Here is a 1097-nt window from a genome sequence, read left to right on the forward strand (position 1 = left end):
ACCGTGTGGCGGACGCGCTGGGGCGCGCCGACGTCAGCATCAGCCGCGGGACGCTGGGCAACTGGGTGATCCGGGCGAGCGAGTTGCATCTGCATCGGGTCTATGACGCGCTACAGCAAAAGCTCAGGTTGCAGCCCCTGGTCCACGGCGACGAAACCTGGGTCCAGGTTCTTAAAGAGGACGGCCGTGATGCGCAGGCCAAATCCTTCATGTGGGCCTATCGCAGCGGCCAGGACTGCGCGCAGCCGGTCGTGCTGTTCGATTACCAGCCCGGTCGCGGCCAGGAACATCCGCAGGCCTTCCTGGCCGGCTATCGCGGCTTGTTGATGAGCGACGGCTATGACGCCTGGCGCACGCTGACAGGCGCGACCCATCTCGGCTGTATGGCGCATGCGCGCAGGAAATTTACCGATGCGCTCAAGGCCAGGACAAAGCCTGGCGGTCCGCCATTGCAGGCGCTCAAGTTCTTCGAGGCGTTGTATGAGGTCGAGAGGGTGGCGCGCCAGACGCCGCCCGACGGCGAAACGCGCGCCGCATACACCTTGCGGCTGCGCCAGCAGCATAGCCTGCCGGTATTGGCCGCCTTCCGGACCTGGCTCGACGACCAGGCGCCGAAGGTCCTACCCGAAAGCTTGACCGGCAAGGCGATCGCCTATGCGCGCAACCAATGGGATTATCTGACCCGTTACACCAGTGACGGTCTCGCCCCGATCGATAACAATGTTCTGGAGCGCGAAATCAGGCCGTTTTGCACCGGACGAAAAAGTTGGCTGTTCAGCGACACCGTTGCCGGCGCCAAGGCAAGCGCCGTGATCTACAGTTTGGTGCTGACCTGCCGGGCATGCGGCGTCGATCCCTATGCATGGCTACGTCACGCGCTCACCGAATTGCCCCAGCGCGCGCCAGACGCCGATATCGAAGATCTGTTGCCGTTCAACTGCACCGCTCAAAAAAACCTGCCAGCTGACAACGACAGCGGCTGACGGTCGAACGCTCAGGATCAATCAAGCCGTTCCGATGATCCCGCTGGGGCCCGGCGTCACGCGACGCCGCGGCCAGCCGCGCGCGCAGCCTGTGCAGTAAAATGCGCGCTTACC

1 protein-coding gene is annotated in these 1097 nt (G+C 63.8%); it reads left to right on the top strand.

Annotation, left to right across the window (positions count from 1 at the left end; all coding sequences use genetic code 11):
• The coding region (gene tnpC / locus H8A95_RS43190; protein ID WP_229188473.1) for an IS66 family transposase at nucleotides 1–983 on the top strand (983 nt) is incomplete at its 5' end.
• Nucleotides 984–1097: the final 114 nt, after the last annotated feature.

Source organism: Bradyrhizobium oropedii, from assembly GCF_020889685.1.
GTDB classification, from domain to species: Bacteria; Pseudomonadota; Alphaproteobacteria; order Rhizobiales; family Xanthobacteraceae; genus Bradyrhizobium; species Bradyrhizobium oropedii.